The sequence below is a fragment of the Paenibacillus sp. FSL K6-2393 genome, assembly GCF_038002545.1.
GTDB lineage: Bacteria > Bacillota > Bacilli > Paenibacillales > Paenibacillaceae > Paenibacillus.
In genome coordinates this window covers 5325179-5349167 of the sequence record NZ_JBBOCU010000001.1, presented here as the reverse complement: position 1 = coordinate 5349167, position 23989 = coordinate 5325179, and the positions used below count along the sequence as shown (strand labels likewise).

The 23989-nt window shown below is 49.7% G+C and carries 21 protein-coding genes and 1 riboswitch; of the genes, 16 read left to right on the top strand and 5 right to left on the bottom strand.

The features are described 5' to 3' along the window. Nucleotides 1–151 precede the first annotated feature (151 nt). Entirely contained in the window at nucleotides 152–1156 is a 1005-nt protein-coding gene (locus MHI14_RS23770) for a lipoate--protein ligase (protein ID WP_341131374.1), read from the bottom strand. A 189-nt stretch (nucleotides 1157–1345) separates the two neighbouring features. Here MHI14_RS23770 and cobD point away from each other — a divergent pair, with 189 nt between their 5' ends. The 11 genes from cobD to MHI14_RS23715 all read left to right on the top strand — a co-directional run bounded on the left by cobD (nucleotide 1346) and on the right by MHI14_RS23715 (nucleotide 12902). Continuing rightward, the gene (gene cobD, locus MHI14_RS23765) at nucleotides 1346–2536 is read left to right on the top strand and encodes a threonine-phosphate decarboxylase CobD (protein WP_341131373.1); all 1191 of its coding nucleotides are present in this window, start codon (nucleotides 1346–1348) and stop codon (nucleotides 2534–2536) included. Continuing rightward, entirely contained in the window at nucleotides 2533–3363 is an 831-nt protein-coding gene (locus MHI14_RS23760; protein ID WP_341131372.1) for an adenosylcobinamide amidohydrolase, read from the top strand. Before cobD ends, MHI14_RS23760 begins: the two co-directional genes overlap by 4 nt. A gap of 44 nt (nucleotides 3364–3407) precedes the next feature. After that, entirely contained in the window at nucleotides 3408–4388 is a 981-nt protein-coding gene (cbiB, locus tag MHI14_RS23755) for an adenosylcobinamide-phosphate synthase CbiB (RefSeq protein WP_341131750.1), read from the top strand. Beyond that, entirely contained in the window at nucleotides 4379–5065 is a 687-nt protein-coding gene (locus tag MHI14_RS23750; protein WP_341131371.1) for a histidine phosphatase family protein, read from the top strand. Before cbiB ends, MHI14_RS23750 begins: the two co-directional genes overlap by 10 nt. A 146-nt stretch (nucleotides 5066–5211) precedes the next feature. Next, nucleotides 5212–5361, top strand: a riboswitch (cobalamin riboswitch). A gap of 409 nt (nucleotides 5362–5770) precedes the next feature. After that, nucleotides 5771–6769 (top strand): ABC transporter substrate-binding protein, encoded by a 999-nt coding sequence (locus MHI14_RS23745; RefSeq protein ID WP_074094019.1) that lies wholly within the window; start codon nucleotides 5771–5773, stop codon nucleotides 6767–6769. After that, nucleotides 6766–7812, top strand: coding sequence for a FecCD family ABC transporter permease (locus MHI14_RS23740; RefSeq protein WP_133386799.1), 1047 nt, complete (start codon nucleotides 6766–6768; stop codon nucleotides 7810–7812). The genes MHI14_RS23745 and MHI14_RS23740 overlap by 4 nt, the downstream gene beginning before the upstream one ends. After that, the gene (locus MHI14_RS23735) at nucleotides 7809–8621 is read left to right on the top strand and encodes an ABC transporter ATP-binding protein (RefSeq protein ID WP_341131370.1); all 813 of its coding nucleotides are present in this window, start codon (nucleotides 7809–7811) and stop codon (nucleotides 8619–8621) included. The genes MHI14_RS23740 and MHI14_RS23735 overlap by 4 nt, the downstream gene beginning before the upstream one ends. A 44-nt stretch (nucleotides 8622–8665) precedes the next feature. Further along, nucleotides 8666–9787 (top strand): nicotinate-nucleotide--dimethylbenzimidazole phosphoribosyltransferase, encoded by a 1122-nt coding sequence (gene cobT / locus MHI14_RS23730; RefSeq protein WP_341131369.1) that lies wholly within the window; start codon nucleotides 8666–8668, stop codon nucleotides 9785–9787. Further along, on the top strand, nucleotides 9784–10344 hold the full coding sequence (cobU, locus tag MHI14_RS23725) for a bifunctional adenosylcobinamide kinase/adenosylcobinamide-phosphate guanylyltransferase (RefSeq protein ID WP_289391558.1): 561 nt from the start codon (nucleotides 9784–9786) through the stop codon (nucleotides 10342–10344). Before cobT ends, cobU begins: the two co-directional genes overlap by 4 nt. Beyond that, a complete protein-coding gene (gene cobS, locus MHI14_RS23720; RefSeq protein WP_289391559.1) occupies nucleotides 10341–11231 on the top strand; it encodes an adenosylcobinamide-GDP ribazoletransferase in 891 nt (296 codons plus the stop codon). Before cobU ends, cobS begins: the two co-directional genes overlap by 4 nt. 126 nt (nucleotides 11232–11357) lie before the next feature. Next, nucleotides 11358–12902 (top strand): cobyric acid synthase, encoded by a 1545-nt coding sequence (locus MHI14_RS23715; protein WP_341131749.1) that lies wholly within the window; start codon nucleotides 11358–11360, stop codon nucleotides 12900–12902. A gap of 126 nt (nucleotides 12903–13028) precedes the next feature. Here MHI14_RS23715 and MHI14_RS23710 read toward each other — a convergent pair whose 3' ends face one another. Next, a complete protein-coding gene (locus MHI14_RS23710; protein ID WP_341131368.1) occupies nucleotides 13029–14729 on the bottom strand; it encodes a methyl-accepting chemotaxis protein in 1701 nt (566 codons plus the stop codon). Nucleotides 14730–15081: 352 nt separating this feature from the next. On the opposite strand from MHI14_RS23710, the gene MHI14_RS23705 reads away from it, so the two are divergent. The 3 genes from MHI14_RS23705 to MHI14_RS23695 all read left to right on the top strand — a co-directional run bounded on the left by MHI14_RS23705 (nucleotide 15082) and on the right by MHI14_RS23695 (nucleotide 18096). Next, a complete protein-coding gene (locus tag MHI14_RS23705) occupies nucleotides 15082–16479 on the top strand; it encodes an L-cystine transporter (RefSeq protein ID WP_091033512.1) in 1398 nt (465 codons plus the stop codon). 376 nt (nucleotides 16480–16855) lie between these two features. After that, nucleotides 16856–17539, top strand: coding sequence for a queuosine precursor transporter (locus MHI14_RS23700; protein ID WP_341131367.1), 684 nt, complete (start codon nucleotides 16856–16858; stop codon nucleotides 17537–17539). 203 nt (nucleotides 17540–17742) lie between these two features. Then, nucleotides 17743–18096, top strand: coding sequence for a hypothetical protein (locus MHI14_RS23695; protein WP_249911471.1), 354 nt, complete (start codon nucleotides 17743–17745; stop codon nucleotides 18094–18096). A 246-nt stretch (nucleotides 18097–18342) separates the two neighbouring features. On the opposite strand, the gene MHI14_RS23690 is transcribed toward MHI14_RS23695, so the two are convergent. Beyond that, nucleotides 18343–19431 (bottom strand): M24 family metallopeptidase, encoded by a 1089-nt coding sequence (locus MHI14_RS23690; RefSeq protein WP_091015224.1) that lies wholly within the window; start codon nucleotides 19429–19431, stop codon nucleotides 18343–18345. A 261-nt stretch (nucleotides 19432–19692) separates the two neighbouring features. Here MHI14_RS23690 and MHI14_RS23685 point away from each other — a divergent pair, with 261 nt between their 5' ends. Further along, nucleotides 19693–20904: a PQQ-dependent sugar dehydrogenase gene (locus MHI14_RS23685; protein WP_341131366.1), complete on the top strand. Its 1212-nt coding sequence runs from the start codon at nucleotides 19693–19695 to the stop codon at nucleotides 20902–20904. Nucleotides 20905–21678: 774 nt separating this feature from the next. On the opposite strand, the gene MHI14_RS23680 is transcribed toward MHI14_RS23685, so the two are convergent. Both MHI14_RS23680 and MHI14_RS23675 read right to left on the bottom strand, forming a co-directional pair. Continuing rightward, nucleotides 21679–22410, bottom strand: a complete 732-nt coding sequence (locus tag MHI14_RS23680) for an MBL fold metallo-hydrolase (RefSeq protein ID WP_339312780.1) — start codon at nucleotides 22408–22410, stop codon at nucleotides 21679–21681. Nucleotides 22411–22466: 56 nt separating this feature from the next. Continuing rightward, nucleotides 22467–23009: a hypothetical protein gene (locus MHI14_RS23675; RefSeq protein ID WP_133386809.1), complete on the bottom strand. Its 543-nt coding sequence runs from the start codon at nucleotides 23007–23009 to the stop codon at nucleotides 22467–22469. A 104-nt stretch (nucleotides 23010–23113) separates the two neighbouring features. Here MHI14_RS23675 and MHI14_RS23670 point away from each other — a divergent pair, with 104 nt between their 5' ends. Then, nucleotides 23114–23977, top strand: a complete 864-nt coding sequence (locus MHI14_RS23670; RefSeq protein WP_091033492.1) for an SDR family oxidoreductase — start codon at nucleotides 23114–23116, stop codon at nucleotides 23975–23977. The last annotated feature ends 12 nt before the right edge of the window (nucleotides 23978–23989 follow it).

The window sequence follows — 23989 nt, the reverse complement described above, 5'->3', positions numbered from 1 at the left end:
GAAAAAACCTGAAGAAGCGGAGCGTTCGCCTTTATCACCGGATTTTCCCTTTGAAGAAGGGAATCAAAAAAATCTGGGGATAACAGCGATCGGAAGGTTATTCTGTCATCGGAGTGGCAGGTGTAAACATTCTTGGGTTGAACTTATATACCTACTCTTCTAGGAAAACAAGGCCGATAAACTCTTCCAGCTCAAGGTTGCCGAAGTAATGTTTTACATCCAGGCCCTCAAGTGCAGTACGCACCTCGGATTCCTCATACCGCTTGCCGCGCAGCATATCTTCGATATCCGCCACATCGCCTACACCGAAGAAGTCGCCAAAGATTTTGATATCTTCGATGCGTCCATCCTTGATGTTCATGCGCAGATCGATGATGCCAACAGGGAATTTGCGAGTGTGCTTCACATTGCTTTCCGGAGACAAGCCATAGTTCCAGTCCCAGTTATTATAACGCTCAGCGGAGATTTCCTTGATTTTGTCCCAGTCCTTGTCAGTCAGCTTGTATTGCGGGACGTCCTGTGGCTCCATTCTGAAAATATGACGTAACAGCTCATCACGGAACTGCTCAATCGTCAGGTTGGTGTCAATCAGATCACGTATGTTGGCGACCCGGCTGCGCACGGACTTGGTGCTCTTGGATTTGAACTTCTCGGGATTGACGTTCAGGGAAGCCTGAACATGCTCCAGATTCAGATCAAACATCAATGTGCCATGACTGAACATGCGCCCACGTGTGGAAAACTGAGCGTTGCCCGAAATTTTCTTTTCGCCGACTTGCAGATCATTACGCCCGGTCAACTCGGCATTTACACCAAGCTCATGCAAAGCTTCAACCACAGGCTGGGTGAACTTGCGGAAATTGTGGAAGGATTGACCGTCATCCGCTGTAATAAAACTGAAATTCAGGTTGCCCAGATCGTGATATACCGCTCCGCCTCCCGAAAGACGACGAACCACCTGCACACCGTTATCCTGAACGTACTCGATATTAATTTCTTCAATCGTATTTTGATGTTTTCCGATGATGATCGACGGACGGTTGATGTAGAACAGCAGATAGCTGTCATCCTCCATCGGCAGATGTTTCAGAATGTACTCCTCAATGGCAAGGTTTACAGAAGGATCTGTAATGCCCTGGTTGTCTACAAACAGCATGGTCATTCCTCCATTAATGTATGTGAGGGATTGCTAGTCCCTTATGTAGTGAACCTTGTATATCAAAAGGAACCGAAATTCCTCTTCTATTGTAAACGAATTATGGTTGGGACACAAAGAAAACAGGATTGACCCACACCTCCCGTGCCATCCATAATAAAAAGGACATACAGAAAGGATGACGGAAGAATGACCGGTTATATCGAAGTGTTCGGACATGGCGGGGACGTGGAGACGGCTGCGTCACGATTTGGGAGGGAAGCTGCTGATTTTCTGGATTTCAGTGCCAACATTAATCCGCTCGGTCCGCCCAGAGGGGTGCTGGAGGCTATACAGCAAGGATTACAGTCGGTGATTCGGTATCCCGATCCGGGGCATCGGGGATTCAAAGCACTGCTGAGCGAGCGTCTTGGTGTGATGCAGGAGCAGATTTCTGTGGGCAACGGTGCAGCCGAAAGTATGGCGCTCATTCTGCTGGGGCTTGCCCCGCGCAAGGTGGGTACGGTGGAACCTGGATTCTCGGAGTACCGCGCGTTGGCACGACAATTCGGTGCCGAGGTTGTGCATACGGAGGGCAGAGAAGAGCTGGCGTGGCGAGCGGAACCCGAGGAGATCGAGCAGCTCATGGAAAAGGTAGACTTGCTCTTCCTTGGCCAGCCCAACAATCCAAACGGTGTACAATATCCGCTTGAGGTATTGCAAAGGCTTGCCAGCAAAGCGGAAGAAACGGGAACTGTAATCGTTATTGATGAGGCATTTATGGATTTTATTCCGGTAGCCCGGCGCCAGTCCCTGGCAGCACATCTGAATGACTATCCAAATGTGATCATCATTCGCTCGATGACGAAGTTTTATGCCATTCCGGGCTTGCGTCTCGGATATGCTTTGGGCCGTGCCGAATACATTCAGGCGATGACGAAGAAACAGGTGACCTGGAGTGTCAACGGTCTGGCGCTCATGGCAGGGGAAGCCTGTCTGCGCAGCGGAGAACGGTACGAACAGGAGACCATAGCACAGATCACGCGGGAACGGGAGCGTCTCATCGAAGGACTGAAGGCGTACGGATGTGCGGTGACACCGGGAGAGGCGAATTTTATTTTGGTACGTGTGCCGGCCCCTTGGACAGCAGCATCAATGCAGGAGGCGCTGGGCCGAAGGGGCATCCTGATTCGCAGCTGTGCCATGTATCCGGGGCTTGACGAAGGTCATGTACGTTTTGCAGTCAAGGATGCAGACGCCAATGCTACATTACTCAAAGTGCTGGGCGGCGTGCTGGAAACCAAGGGATATCCAAATGTCGATCAGTCCTCCATTCATGAATCAAGTCAGCAGGAGCAGACGAAAGATTCGGAACAGGCACAGGGAGGGAGGCGGTCGTGACACTCCCGTTTTATAACTACTTTGCGAATGGAGAAACAGGCGAGAATGAATATGCTTCCTCTTCCTGGCCCGGACTGAACATATCCGCATATGAACGACATATCAAAGCACAGAGCTCAAGGGCTGCCCAAGCGCTGTCGAGTGCGGTATATGGCGGTGGGATGCTTGAACTGGATCGCATATTTAACATCTATGTGGACAGGCATTACCGCTGTGATGATCCGCCGCGTGATATCGAACAAGCACTGAACGAATGGCATGAGCCGCGGGATCAATGTGCCGGATTATTGACGGCCGTAAGGCTGGAGCATACCTCCATTCAGGAATATACAAGTGATGAATTTGGTCTTCTGTGCTGCACCACTGCGGGTGTATCGAATGCAGCACGTGCGGGGTCGGAGAGAACGGTATTTGATACGGCGGGAAATAAGAAGATGTCTTCCGGCAGGGAGCGCTCTGCTCCTTCAGCACGGAATCTAACGATTCACCCCTATGTCCCGGGTACAATTAACATCATGCTCTGGTTGAATGGACGCATGACCACCGGGGCGATGGTGAATGCGGTACAGACGGCGGTGGAAGCCAAAGCGGCCGCGCTGGCGGATGCGGGTGTTCTGGATTCGGAGAACGGGTTGCCCGCCACCGGCACCACAACCGATGCCATTGTGTTGGCGGTACGTCAGGCAGTGGAAGAACCTCCGCCAATGATCACTTATGCCGGGACAGCAACTACGGCAGGGGCGGCGATTGGCAGATTGGTATACGACACGGTGACGGAGAGCCTTCAGGCCGGACTGTTATGGAAAGAGAGGATCAGGTACAAATGACTTTTGACGTGGAGCATCTATGGACTTGGCCGTTCTGGACAGGCATGGCGGGAGCCTGGATTATTATACTGGCGTACCTGTTGGACCGATGTATCGGAGATCCGCGCTGGATTCCCCACCCGGTGATTGGCATGGGAAAAGGCATCTCAGCGTTGGAGCGTGTCATTCGCTCGCGTGTACGCACAGATTCGGGGCTGAAGAGAGCAGGGCTGTTGTTCCCGATTGTGATTGCAGGGGGTTCTTTTGCCATCACCTGGGGACTCGTATATGTGCTTGGGCTGATTCATCCTGTCATTGCAGCGGCAGCTGAAGTGGTGCTCATTGCAACGACCATTGCTTCAAAAGGGCTGAAGGATGCAGGTATGGAAGTGTATCGTCATCTGAAGCAGCAGGATTGGCCAGCGGCCAGAACTTCACTGGGCATGATTGTTGGACGTGATACGGCGCATCTGGATGAACCGGAGGTTGTGCGGGGAACGGTGGAGACGGTTGCTGAAAATATCGTTGATGCCATTGTATCGCCGTTATTCTATGCACTCATTGGAGGCGCTCCACTAGCTATGGCTTATCGGGCCGTCAACACGCTGGATTCCATGGTCGGATATAAAAATGACAAGTATCTGCATCTTGGCTGGGCCTCGGCCCGTCTGGATGATGTGGTGAACTGGATACCTGCCCGGCTGACCGCAATTCTGTTAATCGTGGGTGCCTGGGTCATGAAGCTGGACGCCAAAGGAGCAGCACGCATGGTCACACGGGATGCAAGACTGCATCCAAGTCCGAATAGCGGTTTTCCCGAATCTGCGGTGGCTGGAGCACTGGGCATCCGGCTTGGCGGACATAACGTGTATCACGGAGTTGCTTCATTTCGTGCCTACATGGGCGAGGCCACAAGGCCGATGGAAGCCGAAGATATTGTGCAAACATCACGTCTGATGTTCTGGTCGGCAGGTGCTTTTGTGGTACTATGCGTGTTCATAACGTTGGGCGTGTGGCTGGCAGGAGGGACGCTGTTATGGCCGTAAATAAAGGGAATGCAGGCAGTGAAGTACATACGGATCAACCCGGCTCACTGAAACGAAACATTCTGTGGATCCGTCACGGGACAACGCTGTGGAATGTGGAAAAAAGATACCTGGGGCATACCGACATCGGTCTGCTGCCAAATGCCAAAGAAGAACTGGCTCCGCTTCATGAACAATTGAGCCGTGTTTCGTGGCACGAGGTATATTGCAGTGATCTGCTTCGCTGCCGGCAGACGCTGGAACAGATTCTTCCTGATGCCAGCGGACAGGTGAAGTTCGACTCACGCCTGCGCGAGAATGATTTTGGACAGTGGGAAGGGCTGACGTATGAGCAGCTCAAGGATAATTCTGTGTACCGAAACTGGATAGATGCCCCGCAGGAGGTCACTCCGCCTGAGGGGGAATCGTGGCAGGAGTTTACCGGACGGTTGGACTCCTTTCTCCAAGAGATGTTATTGGAGGGCCGTCCTTCGACGCACGTTAATGAGGGTCAAGTGCCAACCATAGTTGTGGTTACGCATGGTGGTGTCATCCGATATGCCTTGTCCCGTCTGATTGCCGGGCTTGGGTTCTGGGATACACATGTCGTACCGGGACAGGCGATTCAGGTTCAGCTTGAACAACAGGGGAATGAGTGGTTTGGCAGCAGAATGACTTTTCCGCCAATCGGGTTGTAAGGATGTACAATATACCCTATAATCACAACAGAAGTGTGACTTCAGCATGGTACAGATACGCTTCAGGTTGTGAAGCCTGAACGAGTATGCAACATGCAGAAATTACACTGCAATGGTTTACCATATCAGCGACCAAGGGTCCCGCGTGTGAAGGCTGTTTTCATGGCAGATTAGTACGAGTCACGAAACACACAAGGGTGAAATGGGGAAGCCGGTGCAAATCCGGCACGGTCCCGCCACTGTAAAACAGGATGATTCCTGTAAGTCAGGTTACCTGCCCTGGACGTACAAACCGGTGTTCCTTCGAGGAAAGGACAGCGTTTCGGGCTATTCTATGCGCATGGACAACCCTTGGTTGAACATGTACAGATCGCCATATGCGAGACGTCATCCCTGATCCTTGTCCATGGATTGGGGATTTTTTATTGTCATGTAAGATGAACCGAGACCAATTTTACACGAGGTCACTCCGATTGCAGTACCATCTTCCGATCGCTGTTATCCCCAGATTTTTTGATTCCCTTTTTGAAATGGAAAATCTGGTGATAAAGGCGAACACTTCGTTTCTTCAGATTGGTTCTGCACTCTCCGTTAGCGTGTAAATGTTGCAGTTCAAACCTTACACAGGAACACCAAGACATGGGGAATAAGAGTTCGAGCACGATGCAAGAAAATAGTACAAATAGAGAAGGGGAGAATAACAGAATGAATTTCAAGAATTGGAAAAGCGTAGCGTCCCTGTTAAGTGCAGCGGCACTTGCACTGGCTTTGGCCGGATGTGGCAATGCAACAACAAACGAGGGCACAGGTACTTCACAGCAACCGGCACAGGAGCAGTCCCAAGGCCAGGCTCAGACGGACCTCAAAACACAATATCCACTTACCGTTACGGATGCAACGGGTGAATCGTTCACCTTTGAAAAGGCACCGGCCAAAATTGTATCCGTGTCTCCGGCTGAGACGGAATCCCTGTTTGCCCTTGGATTGGACGATCAGATCGTTGGTGTATCCGACTATGACGATTATCCGGAAGCAGCAACAACCAAAGCTAAAATGGGCGGTATCACCAAGCCCAATGAAGAGTCCATTATTGCAGCTGAAGCCGACATTGTCTTCACAGGTATCTCCATGAGTGAGGATGCGGTGAAGAAACTGCGTGAACTGGGCATTACCATTTTTAAAACGGATCCTAAATCCATTGACGATGTGATGAATAATATCGAAACCTTCGGTAAAATCACCGATCATCAGGAAAAAGCACAAGAAATCATCACTCAGATGAAACAGGACGTTACGGATGTAACGGAAGCAGTGAAGGCAGTTAAACCGGAAGATAAGAAAAAAGTATACGTTGAATTCTCCCCAGGCTGGACTGTGGGTAAAGGCGAATTTATGGATGAACTCATCACTGTAGCCGGTGGCAGCAATATTGCTTCGGACAAAGAGGGTTGGTATGAAATCAATGAAGAGAACGTGATTGCCTCCAATCCGGATGTGATCCTGTATGCCAACGATGTAATTGATGAAAACTCCAAAACACTGGATCAGATCATCAAGGCGCGCAGCGGCTGGGATCAAATTACGGCTGTAAAAAATGACGCGGTTATTGGCCTGGATGCCAACCTGTTGAGTCGTCCGGGTCCACGGGTAACTCAAGGGTTGAAAGAAGTAGCCAAAGCGATCTACCCTGACTTGTTCCAATGAGTAAAAAGCTGATCCTGTTCGGAACGACGGGCATGGTGCTGCTGGTGCTCACCGTGCTCATCTGCACGGGCATTGGTTCAGTAGCTTTGCCGATCCGGGATATTGCAGGTATCCTGATTCACAAAATCCCCTGGGTGGGCGACTGGATTACACCGGATTGGAATAAGGCAGCCGAACAGATTATCTGGAAAGTCAGATTCCCACGTGTACTGCTTGCCGTGCTCGTGGGCGCATCGTTGGCGATTGCCGGTGCGGGATTCCAGGGGGTTCTTCGGAACCCGCTGGCAGACCCGTTCACCTTGGGCGTATCATCCGGTGCGTCGGTGGGGGCTGCTTTCCTGATTTTCTTCGGATTGCAGTATGCACTGATCGGAATCTGGACGTTACCACTGGTGGCGTTTTTGACGGGTGTAATCACGTTATGGTTTGTTATGGCACTGGCTCGTGAAGGGCGTAAAATACCTACACACAGCCTCATTCTCGCTGGTGTGGTCATGCAAAGTTTCCTGGGCGCAGTTGTTTCCTTCCTGTCGACCATGTCGAAACAGACGATTAATGAAATTATATACTGGACGATGGGAAGTCTGGCTCTGCGTGGGTGGTCGTATACGGCCATCCTTTTCCCGTATTTTCTATTAGGGCTGGTCTTTCTCTGGAGCCGCGCACGCTCGTTGAATGTGCTTGCGCTGGGAGAACGTCAAGCGGCACATATCGGGATCGGAGTGGACAGACTCAAGCTGTCCGTGCTGGCAGTTGGCACTCTGCTGACCGCAGGGGCTGTCTCAGTATCAGGTGTCATCGGATTCGTTGGATTGGTGATCCCGCATATGTTGCGGCTGGTGGTGGGACCGGATTACCGACTGCTGGTACCTTTGTCTGCCATTGGTGGAGCGATCTTCATGGTGTGGGCAGATACCATAGCAAGGTCGTTGCTGGCGCCAACTGAAATTCCGCTCGGTGTTGTCACCGCCTTTGTTGGTGCTCCGTTCTTTGCTTACCTGCTGCACCGGAACAAAAAGTTGCAGAAGGGGATGATGCCATGAATTCCAGTACCAGTTCCAACTCGACTTCACTTATCTCCATTAAGGGAGCAGGGAAGTCATATGGCAATCATCAGGCCCTGCGCAATGTAGACTGGCATGTTGGCGAAGGTGACTGGTGGGGAGTTGTCGGACCAAACGGCAGTGGCAAGTCCACCCTGATCCAGCTAATTGCCGGAACGGAACAGTTAAACGAAGGTCAGATTCGTATCGATGGTCGAGACATCGGCTCTTACAGCCGTAAGGATCTGTCGCGCATGATCGCTGTATTGCAGCAGGATGGCTTGCCAGCCATCTCCTATCCCGTGCGAGACGTGGTGGAGATGGGGAGATATCCATACCAGAACTGGCTGGGGCGGGAAACGGGTGATGGGGCACTTGTAGTGGACAAGGTGCTTGAAGATCTAGGATTGACAGAGCTGGCGGACAGACCGCTGGATGCACTCAGCGGCGGGCAACGGCAGCGAGTCGCACTAGCCAAAGTTATGGCTCAGGAGCCGCGGTTACTGCTGCTGGACGAGCCGACCACGTTTCTGGATATTAAATATCAATTGCAATTCATGGAATTATTATCGGCATGGCGACAGAGAAATAACATTACAATTGTGGCTGTGCTGCATGATTTGAATCTGGCCGCGTTATTTTGCGATCACATTCTGGCGCTCCGTGAGGGTATGGCGGTTGGAAAGGGCACACCTCATACGTTGATCAACGATGAGAATATCCAGGATATATTTCGCGTCAAACCCGCGATTGTCTCCCATCCCGACCATGCCATACCTCAACTGCTGCTGCGGCGGGACATCGATTAAATGAAGCGGGGCAACCATATTTTGATGAAGGAAGTGCTGGTTGTATGAATAATGAACAGGTGTTGGAGCATTTAATAAGTAAGATTACTGCTCCTGACCAGGAAGTGGCGGCAGAAACCTCTGCGCATGTGGATTCGTTGACGAAGCCGCCGGGGAGTCTGGGCAAATTGGAAGAGCTGGTGATCCGTTTGGCAGGCATGACGGGCAATGCACGTCCGCGTTTTGATCACAGGGCGGTCATTGTCATGGCCGCAGATCACGGCGTAGTGGAAGAAGGCATCAGTGCCTTTCCTGCTGAAGTGACCCCGCAGATGGTCCTGAATTTCCTCGCTGGAGGTGCTGCGGTGAATGTGCTTGCACGTCACGCCGGAGCTGATGTGATCTGTGTGGATATCGGGGTGAATGCCGATCTTGAACATCCGGACCTGCTCTCCCGCAAAATTCGCAAAGGCACGGCCAACATGGCCCGAGGGGCAGCGATGACCCGGGATGAGGCAGTTCGGGCTATCCTTGCAGGAGCCGAAGTTGTATCGGCAGAGGTGGCGAAGGGAACACAGCTGTTTGTCACCGGGGAGATGGGAATTGGCAACACAACTGCAAGTGCTGCGGTAATGAGCGCGTTAACCGGAGTTGCACCAGCTGCCGCTGTGGGGAGAGGTACAGGGATTGATGATGCAGGCTTGCAGCGCAAGGCTGCTGTAGTCAGCCAGGCGCTTATTGTAAACGCACCGAACCCGGATGATGCACTGGATGTTCTGTGCAAGGTGGGTGGACTGGAGATTGCTGGACTCACGGGGGTTATCCTCGCAGCAGCTGCTCATCGGTGTCCGGTCGTTGTAGACGGGTTCATCTCTACCGCGGCAGCGCTGGTTGCAAGACAACTTGCACCTCTGAGTACGGCTTATATGATCGCTTCTCATACTTCACATGAAAATGGGCATGGAGCGCTGCTGCGTGAACTGGACCTGAAATCGATGCTGGATCTGGACATGCGTCTGGGTGAAGGCACAGGCGGTGTACTTAGTCTTCATCTGATTGACGCAGCATGTCTCATTCTGAACGAGATGGCAACCTTTGCAAGCGCGGGTGTCTCGGACGGGGCAAGCCATGCTTCGGACTCTGCTGCGTCGGTTGATTCATCCCTGCAAGGAGAGAGTTCCCGATGAGCGTACTGGTGACAGGCGGCGCACGCAGTGGCAAAAGTTCCTTTGCCGAGCGTCTCTGCATGCAACGTTCCTCGGAGGCCTGGTATGTGGCGACAGCTCAGGCCTACGATGATGAAATGCGTGAGCGTATCGCCATGCATCAGCATCAGCGCGAGGCATCGGGGTATCTGTGGCATACAACGGAAGAGCCGATACATCTGCCTGCTTTGATAAGCCGCATGGGTGAAGGGCATACAGGGACTTCTGCACCCACCGTTCTGGTGGATTGCCTGACGCTGTGGCTGACAAATGTTCTGTTAGCGCATGAGCATGACGAGAAGCAGGTGTTACAGGGACATTTGGACGAGCTGGTTGAAGCGATTCGAACCTATCCCGGTTTACTTGTTCTGGTTACGAATGAAGTGGGGGACGGGATCGTACCGGAATATGCCCTTGGCAGGAAATATCGGGATTTGGCCGGTGTACTGAATCAGCGCATTGCAGCGATATGTGGTGAAGTATTTCTGGTGACCGTGGGCATTGCGATTGAACTAAAAAGCAAGGAGTACCGCTTATGAAGGAGGGCACGCCTGCTCCTCAGCGCAAACATGCGGCGGCCGCCGCTTTTCAATTTTTGTCCCGTTTCCCTGTCAAAATGCAAATCGATTTTGTCCCGCCGCTGCTGCGGGAAAGTGTAGTCTTTTACCCGCTGGTCGGTGCTGCAATTGGTCTGTGTGTCTGGCTCTTGGGAGCCTTAAGTGGTGCAGTGCTTCCCGCATTTCCGGCTGCCATCCTAACTTTGACGTTATGGGTATGGCTCACCGGAGGGCTCCATCTTGACGGATGGATGGATACGGCGGATGGTTTGCTCAGTTATCGTACCCGTGAACGAATGCTGGAGATTATGAAGGACAGCCGTGTCGGGGCCATGGGAGTAATTGCCTGTGTGCTGCTGCTCATGATGAAAGCGGCGCTGATCGCCGATTTTATTGCCCAGGGCCACTGGGTGTACGGTGCGCTGCTGATCCTGCCCATGATCTGGAGCCGTTGGTTCATGGTGTATGCAATGTCGGCCTGGCCGAATGCACGCGGAGATGATGGACTTGCGGTATTGTTCAAAGGTCTCGGTGAGCGGAAGGAAGTCCAGCGTGCACGCAGCTCAGCCGTGGGGCTGACCCTGATCGCAGGGGCGGTTACGTTTGCCGCGGTGTGGCTTTTCAAGCCGGATATGGGGATTGCAGATGCGATGGTGAGTGGGCTGGGAACACTGCCATGGTGGCTATACCCGGTGACGGCAGTTATTATACTGCCTGTGGCGTGTTATTATATCGGCCGATTCGTGGCTGCCCGGATCAGTGAACGGCTCGGCGGTTTAACCGGGGATACGTATGGTGCCATGAATGAGCTGCTGGAGGCGGCTTTGTTGACCGTGCTGAGCGTGCTTCAAGGACTGTTCTGGCTGTAACTTTTGAAGTAAGAAGCAGTATAGAAAGTGTTACGCATGAGGTTGGGAGCAAGGTGATCTGGATATAACACGGAGACAGGGGGAGAGAGCGTGGAAGATAGGCCATCACAACCAGCGGCGGTACTGATGCTGCAAGGAACGGCTTCTGATGTAGGCAAAAGTGTCATCACAACGGCATTGTGCCGGATTTTTAAGCAGGATGGTTTCAAGCCAGCCCCGTTTAAATCACAGAACATGGCACTGAATTCCTATGTGACGGAAGATGGCAAGGAGATTGGTCGGGCTCAGGGAGCACAGGCCGAGGCCTGCGGTATTGAGGCGACAACCGATATGAATCCAATCCTGATCAAGCCGGTGCGGGACATGCATTCGCAGATCGTGGTACATGGTGTACCTTTTGCCCAGATGAGTGCATCAGATTATCGCCAGAAGTTTCTGCCTGAAGCAAAGCAGACGGTGATGGATGCGTTGAATCGGCTACGGGATACCTATGATATTGTGCTGATGGAAGGAGCGGGCAGTCCGGCCGAGATCAATCTGAAGGACCGGGATATCGTCAACATGAATCTGGCAGGCTGGGCCGATGCGCCGGTGATTCTGATCTCCGATATTGATCGGGGCGGAGTGTTTGCTTCCATTGTAGGTACGCTGGAGCTGCTGGAACCCCATGAGGTGGCGCGAGTCAAAGGGTTCATTATCAACAAGTTCCGCGGTGATCTGTCCCTGTTGCAGCCGGGACTCGACTGGCTCGAAGAACGGACAGGCATTCCAGTATTAGGTGTATTGCCTTACATAAGAGATATTCAGATTGAAGCAGAGGATTCAGTGGTGCTGGACTCCATGCGTCATGGGAAATCCGGCAAAACCGAGCTGGATCTGGCGGTGATCCGATATCCGCGAATCTCCAACTTTACAGACTTTGACGCACTTTCCCGTGAACCGGATGTGAATGTGCGTTACGTGACCTCGCCAGAGGAATTGGGCAGTCCTGATGCCATTCTTCTACCGGGTACGAAGGATACCATAGGTGACCTGGCATATCTGCGTGAGTCTGGGCTGGAGCAGGCGATTGCCAGTCAGACCGAACGTGATAACGTTCAGCTCGTAGGGATATGTGGTGGATACCAGATGCTTGGAAGACATCTGAAGGACCCCTTTGCTGTGGAGGCGGATCAGATTCAGGAAGCAAAAGGGCTTGGCTGGCTCCCGCTATCGACAACGTTTCTTCAGGAAAAGCAGACCGTCAGAGCTTCCGGACGGGTGCAGCCTAATAACCCGATTCGTCTGTATGGTGAGCAAGATGTAACAGAGGCTTCATTACCTGTGAATGGATATGAGATTCATATGGGCGTTACGGAGTGCCACGAGCCTGAACGTGTAACCGCGTTGTTTGAAATCTCACATCCAGGTGGTCAACCTTTCCAAGAAGGCTGGGGCTCTGTAGATGGCGGTGTGTGGGGAACCTACCTGCATGGATTGTTTGAAAGTGATCAATTCCGACGTTCGTGGCTAAATGCCTTGCGTGCAGGAAAAGGACTGGCTCCACTTAAGGAGACATATAGTGCGCATGAGCGTAAGGAGATGGAGTTTGATCGGGTAGCCGAATCGTTGCGTTCGGCATTGGATATGAAGCATGTGTACGAGATTATGGGTGTTCAGGCACCCGAGTGAAACAACAATACCCCCATGTCCGACAAACCGTTCTCTAAAAACGGCATGTTAGCGGCATGGGGGTATTGTATATCCTATGATTAAATGAAGTTTAAAACAGGTGATGATAGGTTAATGGTTAACCTGTTAGTTTATTTTGAAATTTTTCATAGCGGATTGCAGCTCTACAGCTTGTTCATGCAGATGACGAACTGTATTCGAATGTGAATCCATCTCGCTGAGCTGAAGATCTGCTGTTGAAGCAATCTGTAGCATACTTTCACGGGATTTGGTCGTAATCTGTGCCGTTTCTTCAACGGATGCACTCACTTCTTCAGCACCAGCGGATACTTGTTGTGTAGAAGCAGAGACGGTCTGAATGGTCAGATTCACGTTCTGAATCAATTCATTCAGTTGCTGGAAGGCTGAGCCTGCTTGTTGAACAACAGTTGTGCCTGAACCAATCTCCCGGGTTACACGGTTCATTGCATCAACCGAGCGCTCAGCATCTTCACGAATGGTACCCAGATAATCCGAAATTTCTTCGGTGGCTGTCTTGGATTGCTCGGCAAGTTTGCGAACTTCTCCAGCAACAACAGCGAATCCGCGGCCATGCTCTCCGGCACGTGCTGCTTCAATGGAGGCGTTGAGTGACAGCATGTTAATCTGTTTGGTGATTTCAAAAATGGAAGCAACAATGGTGCCGATGGCTACCGAACGTTCATTCATAGTTTCGACATAACGCAACGATTCGCTTGCTGTCTGGCCTACACGCTCCATCTGCTCAATGGCATTCTGAGCCAGTCGGTTACCGTTAACTGCCTCGTTGGCTGCTTCACCAATCTGGTCAGACACTTCAGCGGAAGAAGAAGCAATATGCATAATACCTTGCGTAATTTCTTCCATAGCTCTGGCGTTCTCGGATGCGCTTGACGCAATGCTGATGCTGCCTTTTTCTGCATCTTCTGCGGAGCGGCTGGAGTTTCGAACCATACCAGACATCGATTCAACCCGCTGAAGCAGGTCATTGGAGCCTGATACAACTTCATTGGACGTGGACAAGGCACGGCTAATCATTTCTTTCAGGTTATGCGTCATCGTCTGGAAGCTTGCGGCAAGCTGGGCAATTTCATCTTTACCTTTGATCTCTAGTTCAGCGGTCAGATCACCTTGGGATATTTGTTTGCTATGTTGGACGAGCTTGATGATCGGTTTGGTAACTCTTTTGATCATACTAGTGGAGATAAGCCAGCCGAGCACAAACACTAATGCTGTAATCCCAAGACATAACCAGAAAATCTGGGTAATCTTGTCTTGAATGAACTGGGCATCCATGCTCACAGCCATAATCATGTTACTTCCTGCAATGGGGATAAAGGCTGCTTTATGTACACCAAAGGAATCGGAGTAGACCTCACTGATTACCATCTCTTTGTTCTCAATAGCTGCATTCATTGCGGGTTCTACACTGATCTCATCCTGCGCTTTCATGTTTGAGGAAGGGTTGGCCACAACGACTTTGGCTGAGCCATCTTGAATAGCAACAACGTAAGCAGCATCCAGATTATGTTCTTTTGCTTTATCTGCCAGATACGATTCCACGGTCATGGCAGCACCTTCAGAACCGGCTCCGCCACTCTGTACCTGTAGGATTTTGGATGCTGAAGTATTCTTGTATATATCCTGAATGGACGTGTTTAGGACTTTGTCAAACTGCGGCAGCACGTAGCTTTGAATAATATTCATCGATACGGCGTAAAAACTAATACTGAACAACAGGGAAGCAACCAGCAGAACGAGGAATAAGGTGCCTCTGATTTTACCGGCGACGGTGCGATTACGAAACATATGATCATCCTTTCACGTCAAGTTCATTAACATTGTCGCTTTTCCGTAATCATAAGACCTATCTACCAATGAAGAAAGACCTAAATTAAACGTTGAGAAAACTTGGGAATAAGCGGATATACCTATATTACAAAATTAACCGGAGGTTGAATAGAACAATTTTCACGATTTGGTGTATTTTTTTCAGAAATACATGAATCTGTTACATGCATATTACATAATATCAATTAATACCTACCAGAATAGTTTGTTATATGGTATATTGTAAAATGTCTTTGTTGGAAGTACAAAAGATAGAAGAGAAAACCGGATATGTTCCGGTTACACACATGCCTGAGGAGGATTTAAAGAAATGGATACTTTTCTAGTCATATTGAATGTAGTGGTTATGCTTGCCTTACTTGGCATCCTCTACTGGATGCAGAAAAAACATATCTCCTTTACGAAACGCGTATTTGCGGGTCTGGGACTGGGGGTTGTTTACGGGGTTATTCTCCAATTGGTGTACACATCAGGTTCTGATGTAGTTACGAAATCAGTCGATTGGTTCAATCTGGTCGGTTCAGGATATGTTCGTTTGTTGCAAATGGTCGTGATCCCATTGATCATGGTGTCGATCATCTCGGCCATTATGAATCTGAAGGGCAAGCAAAATCTCGGCAAGATGAGTGTTTCCATTATTGCCATTCTGTTGATCACCACAGCCATTGCTGCCGGGGTCAGCATTGTGACCAGTCTGGGCTTCAACCTGACTTCCATTGAGATTCAAGGAGGAGACCGGGAGAATGCGCAGATTCAGAAGGTGGAGGAACGGCTTGTTGATGTGAAGGATCAGACCATCCCGCAGCAAGTGCTGGAATTCATTCCTTCGAATCCATTTGCAGATATGACAGGAGAACGTCGTACATCCACACTGGCGGTGGTTATCTTCTCCGCGTTTATCGGTGTAGCCGTACTTGGACTGGATCGCAAAAAACCTCAGCAGGCGGAGACGTTCCGCGGTATGGTTAATGCGGTATATGCGGTGGTTATGCGAATTGTTACACTGGTGCTGAGGCTTACGCCTTACGGGATTTTAGCACTGATTACAAAGGTAACGGCGACAACGAATGCGGAAGAGATATTAAAGCTCATCAAATTCGTGATTGCGTCTTATATCGCGCTGGCGATCATGTTTATTATTCATCTGATTATTATCTCTCTGTCCGGCTTCAACCCGGTTACGTATTTGAAGAAGGTGCTGCCAACACTGGTATTTGCCTTTACGTCCCGTTCAAGTGCAGCGGCGATCCCGCTGAATGTGGAGACACAGACGAAGAAACTCGGCGTATCGGACGGTATTGCGAACCTGTCTGCAAGCTTTGGGGCTACGATTGGGCAAAACGGCTGCGCCGGGATCTATCCGGCCATGCTGGCGGTAATGATTGCTCCGACGGTCGGCATCGACCCGCTGAGCTGGGACTTCATTGTGACTTTGATCCTCGTAGTCATGATCAGTTCGTTTGGTGTGGCTGGCGTTGGCGGCGGGGCAACCTTCGCTTCCCTGATCGTATTGTCCACCATGAATCTGCCTGTGGCTCTGGTTGGACTGCTCATTTCCGTGGAGCCGCTGATCGACATGGGTCGTACAGCGCTTAACGTGAACGGGTCAATGACATCAGGACTCGTGACGAGCAGAATTTTGAAGGAAAACGATCGGGACACGTTTAACGATCAGAGCCGTGAGCTGGATTCTGCGGCTCAGGCTTAATACAGAATGGATTAGATAGAAGCTCACATTAAGATAGCTAGAGCCGTCTTCAAATCAAGTGAGAAAAGCCGTCCTTCGGAGGAATCTGGAGGGCGGTTTTTTTTTTGCGGAAATCAAACTATGCTGTGCACGGTGTGTGAAGCCGTCTTCTTTTTCGATACACGGTGTAAGGCAAGGAAGTACAAAAACAGTCGTATGGTCGAGAGGACACGGGAGGAATATAGCAGGGATCGTAGTCACTCAGGCAGACTCGGGGTTATTTAGTTCTGTTCATGGGACGAGAAATGTGATAGAGTATTCATGTTTTGGCCCTGAGCCAAACCGCGGTTCGTAACCATCCCGCGTAATCAAAACTAGGAAGGCAGTGTATGTATTTATGTTTAACTTAGGGTGGGGAGCAGTTTTTGTTCTCGTAACTTATGGATTTTTCCTGTTGTGTTACCGCTTGTTCGGTAAAAAAGGTCTCTATGCCTGGATTGGTGTGGCTACGGTTATAGCCAACATTCAGGTGACCAAAACGATAGATATCATGGGTATCGTACTGACGTTAGGCAACACGATGTATGTCAGCATGTATCTGACCAGTGATCTGCTCAATGAGAAATATGGACCAGGTGAGGCACGCAAAGCCGTATGGTTCGGATTCTTCACGCTCATCATGACGACGGTTCTGATGCAGATGGTGTTGTTCTTTGACCCGGCACCAACGGACTTTGCACAGGAATCCATGGCGAAGTTGTTCGGTCTGCTGCCACGTCTGGCACTCGGAAGTCTGACGGCGTACTTCATCAGTCAGTTCCTGGATGTTCGATTATACTCCTGGCTGCGCAAGGTGGCCCCAGGGCGCAATCAGTTGTGGATACGCACCAACGGTAGTTCGATCATCAGTTCATTCGTGGATACACTGGTGTTCTGCACGATCGCATTTGCGTTCATCTATCCTTGGGATGTTTGGCTGGAAATCTTCCTGACTACGTATATTATCAAATTTGTATTAACTGCAGTCGGAACGCCGTTTCTGTATGTTGCACGCAGCTTTAAGTTTAAGGATGAAGCTTAGAGAATATTCAAAGAGTATCACTTAAAATTACCCTCTGCGCAGTCCATTGTAATTCGGACTCTGCAAGGGTTTTTTTCATAGAAAAGACCCGAAACAAGAAAAATCCTTTTTACATTTTTATGAAAAAGTTATAATATAAACGACCTGTCGTTATGAGCGTGTATCATTAGCCAACGATGATTTCAACCAAAGGGGAATCGCACATGTACTCTACACTGCGTTATACACTGGAAAGCAATGGCACAACCTACGAGAATGATAACATTAATGCCTCATTATTGGTGGAGTTGATCTCCAATCTGGAATTGCATGAATACGTAGTACTTAAACCTTCGGAGCTGGTGGAGGGAAGTATGTATATGCAGGCTGCTGCGCTTGAGGAACCAGGGCAAATGGTGGCGGAGATTCGTTTGCAGGAAGGCGAGGACGGTTTCCTGCATTACAGCTACAGCACAACAGATACAACTGGGATTATTCAATGGTTTCTGGATTACTGGGGGAAGCAACAGTTGCCACAGCTAGAGTCTTGGCAGGATATCACGCATGAGTTTGACTAATGGTAAATGAGTGAGCAGGAATAAGATTACGTAGAATGCAGACGGAGTAATTTAGGATATGCTTTGTATTAATTAAAATCCCGCAACCCATGATATTCATGGATTTGCGGGATTTTTGCGTTCGCGTGTGTACTTTATATTATTGAAGATACAGTTCAGCACAGTTGCGTGCAGTTTAGTTCATGATACATAATATCGGCTAAGCATTGATGTATCTGGGCTATTTTTGACATAGATCCAATTGAATTAGTCGGTAAGGATTTGCAGTTCTTTTGGATATGTCGTCAGAACTTCCACACCAGTCTCGGTCACAATTACATCATCCTCGATGCGGACGCCGCCTGCTGCGGTATAGATGCCTGGTTCAATCGTGAATACGGTACCTTCATTCAGGATGTCCATATTCTCTCCATGGAGAGAAGGATACTCATGCACGTCAATACCCAATCCATGGCCTACTCTATGCATAAAACGTTCGCCGTATCCCGCTTCTTCCGTGACCTGGCGTGCTGCACGATCCACTTCGGCGCAGGTGATGCCTGGTTTCACGATTTGGATAGCAGCTTCGTTCGCTGCGAGCACAGTGTTATAGATGGTTTTGAGTTCAGGTGAGATGTCACCAAAGGCGAATGTACGTGTGATATCCGAGGCATATCCTCCAGCATACACACCCATGTCAAACATCAACAGGTCACCATGTTGCAGTTTCCGTTCACCCGGTGTACCGTGTGGCAGACCTGTTTTGGGTCCCGTGAGCACCATGGTATCAAAGGAAGGGCCGTCAGCACCCAGCTTTTTCATCTGATACTCCATCTCGGCGACAAGTTCGATCTCGGTTACGCCTGTGCGAACATGAGAGAGGCCTTGACGAAGAGTTTCTTCAATTAGATGAATAGCGTGGCGAATGCGGGCTACCTCATCAGGTGTTTTTTTTACACGTAATGTGCGAAGCAGGGGGCCAACATCTTCAAAGCTGGCAGCACCCAGCGCGGCGGTCAGTTGCTCATAACGTGCGACTGTCACGTATTCTTTTTCGAGACCTACTCGGCCCAAGCGCCCCTGATAACGATCAAACAAAGCGTATGGATTATCTGTATCCGTGTGAGTGGCAATGTTGGATACCGAGGAAGCGGCTGCGGCAGCTTCAGCGTCCAGTGCGGGTACAATCAATAAGGGTTCTTCGCCACGTGCAAGAACCAGACCGAGGAAACGTTCATGCGGATTGCTTGCAAATCCAGTTAAATAGTAGATATGTTTTGGATCTGTGATCAGCATGGCGTCCAATCCTTGCCCGGACAGATCGGCTTCAAGACGAGATAAAGGGTTTTGATTCATAAGTGTAGTTGTCCACCTTTCCATTCATACTATCCTTCTATTATAAAAGATTATGATGGAATTCCAAACTGGGGTGATTTCATATCCTCGGAATCCCTTGAATTCTCGGTTTAAGCGGCTGTTATGAAGGGTAATACAGGGCGAAACCGCTTTACACATGAATAATAACACCACAACTATAGATAGTAATACGTTAACAATACGTTGAATCTTGGCTTAGTTATTTATACAAAAGAACGATATACGAAGGGAGATGTAATCATGAATAATCGAGTAAACGCTCCGCTGTATGCTTCATTATTAAGTGTGGCACTGTTAACAGCGTCATGTTCTTCAGGCGAACCCTCTACGGGAGGAACAGAGCAGACGTCTCAGGGACAGGGAACAGGTCAGGGACAGACAGCCAATGGAGGCAATACCGGTGCAAGTGGAAATGAGAGTGGGGCGCAGGGAGAGACGGTTATTCCGTATCAGGCTTCTGTTCTGGTTGAAGGATTGAATGCACCATGGGAGATTGTGAGTGTGCCTGATGGTCGGATGTTTGTAACGGAACGCCCTGGTGCGATTCGGATCATTGAGGATGGAAAACTGGCCCCTGAACCACTGATTGAATTCTCAGCTCCGTTTAATGAAGAAGGCGAAGGAGGTCTGTTGGGTCTTGAAGCTGATCCGGACTTTGAGGAGAACGGTTACTTGTATGCATACCACTCCTATCTGGAAGGCGACGACATTGCCAATCGGGTGTTACGCCTCAAGGTGAATGATGGCAAAGCCGTTATAGATCAAGAGCTGCTTGGTAACATTCCAGGCGGGACAAATCATAACGGTGGGCGGATCAAGATTGGCCCGGACAAGTTGCTCTATATCACGACAGGTGAGCGGTATGAACCGGAACTATCACAGAACGAAGATAGCCTTGGGGGTAAAATATTGCGGATTAGTCTCGACGGATCGATCCCTACAGACAACCCATGGCCGAATTCACCTGTGTACAGTATGGGACACCGCAACGCACAGGGACTGGCCTGGAACCCGGACAACGGTTATCTCTATGCCACTGAGCATGGTCAGCGTAATCATGATGAGATTAACCGGATTGTAGCTGGTGAGAATTATGGCTGGCCTGAGGTGGAGGGAGACAACGATGACAATGGCGCATATCAGGCTCCGCTCGCACATAGTGGGAATGATACATGGGCGCCGTCCGGTGTAGCTTTTGTTGAAGAAGGACCATGGGCCGGATCGCTGATTGCTGCAAATCTGCGTGGAGAGCAGTTGCTGAAGGTTACTCTTTCGGAAGATGGCACACAGGTGGAGAAGGTGGAACCCATCTTCGAAGATGAATGGGGTCGAATTCGCAATGTGAGTGCTGGCGAGGACGGAAAGTTGTATGTGCTTACGAACAATCGGGATGGACGAGGATCGCCACGTGATGGAGATGACAAGCTGATTGTACTTACTCCGGAGAGCTAAGTCGGGGTCAAAGGAGATAAAATCAGTGTTACAGGAAAGCGTCGAACCGAACTCGTCTCGCCGTAAGGTAGTGGATGGAGTAAGTTTAAAACGAACGGTTGCCGCTTATCTTGAGCCAAAGCCCTGAAGTGCCCTGAATCTGAATCGCTCTAAATAAAATTTCTCTAACGAACCTGACGCACCTTAAATAGAGGTTTGGTGGCGTTCATAGTATATAACGAACCTCAGTCACGTTATATCGCCAAAATTCACTAGAAACCTGCCGAAAAACCAATGAAATGAGTAACTAAGGTATCTGGAGTTCGTTAGAAAATACTGATACTCAAAATACTGCGTATAGGGTGTCTGAGATTCGTTACAAAACAACTATAGCGTTTAGACTGTGCCTAATTCATTAAAGGTGAAACTCTGTGAAGAAGTAGGCACTTACGTTACGGATTTTCCGGTGAATTGATTTGCCAACCGGGCAGGGAAAGATACTGTGCACATGTCGTAGTTCAATATAAGATACTGCGTGCATACTGTATGCATAGCGTGTGCAATAGGAGCTAGCATACGGTCAACACCAGTGCAGTAGAGTGGTAGAAGTGCGTGGTTAATTAATTAAAGGAGCTGTCCCCGTCAAATTCATGACTTATGGGACAGCTCCTTGATTGTAATGTATGTTTCATCCTCACCTTGAATGAGCTACAACGCACAATGCTGCACGAAGAGAAACGGCGTTAAGAGGATGCGTTATCGTTCCCAAAGCATTCACAGCTCCGCGTTCTTTACCTACTCTGCGCTCTCCACAAGTGTGGCAATGCGCTGAGCGGGATCATTCGTGTACTCTCCACCGTGATAACAGAGAACCTTATTGAGCTTAAGGTTGGTCAGTTTCTTCAGGCTTCGCAGCGCTTCCGGCATGTCCGGTGTCGCGGGTGGCGCTGGGCCAACCAGTTCATCATCGACCACACGAAGTTCATCGGCAGCGAGCAGGAATTGCTGCTCTCCGAAATACAGGCAGATGTGGCCTGGCGTATGTCCCGGTGTATGAATGACCTGTGTACCTCCTTGAAGGGGTAATAAGTCTCCGTCCGACAGAGTTCTGCTGATGTTCACTTCAGGCAGCTGCAAGAGCAGTTGATCTGCCAGTGCCAAAACGGGCGCGGGCAACAGCGCACGACGTTCAGGCGTGAATTTGATCAAAGGTTTCTCACCTGTTAGATATGGAATCTCATCGGCATGTGCCCAGATTTCCAGATCGGGGATGGCATCCAGCAGAGCGCCCAGGTTACCGATATGATCAATGTCCTGATGGGTAATAATCACACGTTTGACGTCCGAGAGCTGTACACCCTCATGTTCCAATGCGGATTGAAGTTCTGCAAATTGTCCAATCATGCCGGTATCCACCAAGGTAACGCCATCTAAATCACGAAGCATGACGGGGAATATGGGGCTGTTCCCGGAAGGTGTAGGAATCTGAAGATTTAGCACAGTAATTGAAGTTGTTGGATGGCTCATGGTGATCCGGACCGTAGTCCGGTACACCTCCTTTTCTTTTTTAGCGATGATTGTTGTTATTCAGGGCGATTATATTTTAAGTGTTTTCTATATTTTTTTACCGTATGGAGTAATGTTTCGAACGTTTCTTCTTCATTACTGCCGTCCTTAACGATGGAGACAAACGAGAAGTTATCATGAACAAGTTTGTTCCTCGTCTGAAACACCAGGCTAAGGGCTTCAGCGAAGTGTTCCTTTTCGGATTCCAGAGCAATGAACTCTTTACTGAGTTCGGACTGAATAATCTCCATATTGGAGCGTGCACGGTAGGCAGGAGTTTTCATCAGCTGGGTCGAATTAAACTTTTTCTGATATACGTCTTTGTACAGTTGATGTAACATTTGTTCAATAATGGCGCATAGTTCGATGACCAGTGAAGCATATCTTCGGTTTTTGCGTTTTCGGGTGAGCTCACGTGTTTCTTCTTTGTCCAAAATACCGTATTTTTCATACAGCGTAGAATCAACGTTCTGCAAGATTTCCTGATATTCCTGTTCGAGTAGTGCGATTTCAAGTTTGGCTTGTTTTTTAACTTTTTTAAAATCTTCTTTGGTCAGCATACTTGTCCTCCCATGGAAACCGAGATGTGATCCTATCATTATCTCATATTGTCCGTCGTTGCGCCTCTAATTTCGGAACCTCAGGTTCAGAAGGGAAGTACCTCATGTCCAATCAGACAGCAATTGTAACAGGAGCTAACTCAGGTATGGGGTTGGCAACCACCATTGAACTTGCAAGACAAGGATATCACGTAATCATGGCGTGCCGCAGTGAGAAGCGCGGACAGGAGGCTCTTCAGGAAGCTGTGCGTCAGTCCGGCTCTTCTGCGATTGAATTGATGCTGTGTGACCTGGGTTCACTCGAAAGTATACGCCAGTTTGCCCGCACATTCCGCGAGCGTCATGATCGCCTTGACGTTCTGGTTAATAATGCGGGGGTGGTGATGGTCAAGCGGAAGGAAACCTCAGACGGGTTCGAACAAAGTATCGGTATTAACCATCTGGGGCATTTCCTGTTGACCTTACTTTTGATAGAACCTCTGAAAGCTGCGAAGCAGGGACGGGTTGTGAACGTTTCGTCAGGTGCTTACAAGGCCGGCAAAATCCACTTCGAAGATCCACATCTGCACAAAGGTTATAATCCGATCAAAAGCTACGCCCAATCCAAATTGGCTAACGTGTTGTTCACTCGTGCGCTGGCCCGCAAACTGTCAGGTACATCTGTCACGGTGAACTGTCTACACCCTGGTGCGGTGGGAACGAGTATTGGCGTAGATCGCAATACTGGATTTGGCACACGCATTATGGCGTTTGTGGGCAAGCTTCCATTCTTTTTGTCCCCTGAAGAAGGAGCGCGAACGGCTGTTTATCTGGCCACAAGCCCTGAAGTTGTCGGCATCACCGGGCGTTACTTCTATCAACAGAAAGAGCAGCAGCTGAAGAAACATGCCGTTGATGATGCTTCAGCTGAGCGTTTCTGGATATGGAGCGAAGAACAAGTTGGGCTGAAACCTGATGAGAAGTTGTAATTCAGCACAAGC

Excerpts from the sequence above, each read along its gene's own strand:
- MHI14_RS23770 (WP_341131374.1), bottom strand. The coding sequence starts at position 1,156 with ATGCTGTTTGTAGACAACCAGGGCATTACAGATCCTTCTGTAAACCTT.
- cobD (WP_341131373.1), top strand. The coding sequence starts at position 1,346 with ATGACCGGTTATATCGAAGTGTTCGGACATGGCGGGGACGTGGAGACG.
- cbiB (WP_341131750.1), top strand. The coding sequence starts at position 3,408 with ATGGCGGGAGCCTGGATTATTATACTGGCGTACCTGTTGGACCGATGT.
- MHI14_RS23750 (WP_341131371.1), top strand. The coding sequence starts at position 4,379 with ATGGCCGTAAATAAAGGGAATGCAGGCAGTGAAGTACATACGGATCAA.
- MHI14_RS23745 (WP_074094019.1), top strand. The coding sequence starts at position 5,771 with ATGAATTTCAAGAATTGGAAAAGCGTAGCGTCCCTGTTAAGTGCAGCG.
- MHI14_RS23740 (WP_133386799.1), top strand. The coding sequence starts at position 6,766 with ATGAGTAAAAAGCTGATCCTGTTCGGAACGACGGGCATGGTGCTGCTG.
- MHI14_RS23735 (WP_341131370.1), top strand. The coding sequence starts at position 7,809 with ATGAATTCCAGTACCAGTTCCAACTCGACTTCACTTATCTCCATTAAG.
- cobT (WP_341131369.1), top strand. The coding sequence starts at position 8,666 with ATGAATAATGAACAGGTGTTGGAGCATTTAATAAGTAAGATTACTGCT.
- cobU (WP_289391558.1), top strand. The coding sequence starts at position 9,784 with ATGAGCGTACTGGTGACAGGCGGCGCACGCAGTGGCAAAAGTTCCTTT.
- cobS (WP_289391559.1), top strand. The coding sequence starts at position 10,341 with ATGAAGGAGGGCACGCCTGCTCCTCAGCGCAAACATGCGGCGGCCGCC.
- MHI14_RS23715 (WP_341131749.1), top strand. The coding sequence starts at position 11,358 with ATGCTGCAAGGAACGGCTTCTGATGTAGGCAAAAGTGTCATCACAACG.
- MHI14_RS23710 (WP_341131368.1), bottom strand. The coding sequence starts at position 14,729 with ATGTTTCGTAATCGCACCGTCGCCGGTAAAATCAGAGGCACCTTATTC.
- MHI14_RS23705 (WP_091033512.1), top strand. The coding sequence starts at position 15,082 with ATGGATACTTTTCTAGTCATATTGAATGTAGTGGTTATGCTTGCCTTA.
- MHI14_RS23700 (WP_341131367.1), top strand. The coding sequence starts at position 16,856 with ATGTTTAACTTAGGGTGGGGAGCAGTTTTTGTTCTCGTAACTTATGGA.
- MHI14_RS23695 (WP_249911471.1), top strand. The coding sequence starts at position 17,743 with ATGTACTCTACACTGCGTTATACACTGGAAAGCAATGGCACAACCTAC.
- MHI14_RS23690 (WP_091015224.1), bottom strand. The coding sequence starts at position 19,431 with ATGAATCAAAACCCTTTATCTCGTCTTGAAGCCGATCTGTCCGGGCAA.
- MHI14_RS23685 (WP_341131366.1), top strand. The coding sequence starts at position 19,693 with ATGAATAATCGAGTAAACGCTCCGCTGTATGCTTCATTATTAAGTGTG.
- MHI14_RS23680 (WP_339312780.1), bottom strand. The coding sequence starts at position 22,410 with ATGAGCCATCCAACAACTTCAATTACTGTGCTAAATCTTCAGATTCCT.
- MHI14_RS23675 (WP_133386809.1), bottom strand. The coding sequence starts at position 23,009 with ATGCTGACCAAAGAAGATTTTAAAAAAGTTAAAAAACAAGCCAAACTT.
- MHI14_RS23670 (WP_091033492.1), top strand. The coding sequence starts at position 23,114 with ATGTCCAATCAGACAGCAATTGTAACAGGAGCTAACTCAGGTATGGGG.